This window comes from Arthrobacter sp. E70 (genome assembly GCF_058266945.1).
Genome location: NZ_JBYQFR010000047.1, coordinates 1 through 316, shown reverse-complemented (window position 1 = coordinate 316; position 316 = coordinate 1). Strand labels below are relative to the sequence as shown.

The window sequence follows — 316 nt, the reverse complement described above, 5'->3', positions numbered from 1 at the left end:
GGGAAAGGCGCCGGCATGCTCGCCGGCGCCGGCGTCGGCGGACACTTCGTCCTGACCTTCCTCTCCCTGGCCCTGATGTTCGCCCTCGGCGCCCTCATGCCCCTGGGCTGGGCCGCGCTGATCGTCGCCGTCATCTGGGCCATCATCGCCGCGATCCTGGCCAGCATCGGCCGCAAGGAACTCAAAGAAATCAAGGGCCTGCCCCAAACCAGCGAAACACTCTCCGAAATCCCCCCAACCCTAAAACCAGGTGAGGTAAACCGATGAGCGAGAACCCGGACGTCATCCGCGCAGACATAGAAGCCACCCGTGCCCG

The 316-nt window shown here is 65.2% G+C and carries 1 protein-coding gene; it reads left to right on the top strand.

The genetic code is table 11. The annotated features are described in order from the left end of the window. Positions 1–267 (top strand): phage holin family protein (locus tag AC3IMC_RS20475; RefSeq protein WP_490920730.1); only part of this gene is annotated, 267 nt, incomplete at its 5' end. Positions 268–316: the final 49 nt, after the last annotated feature.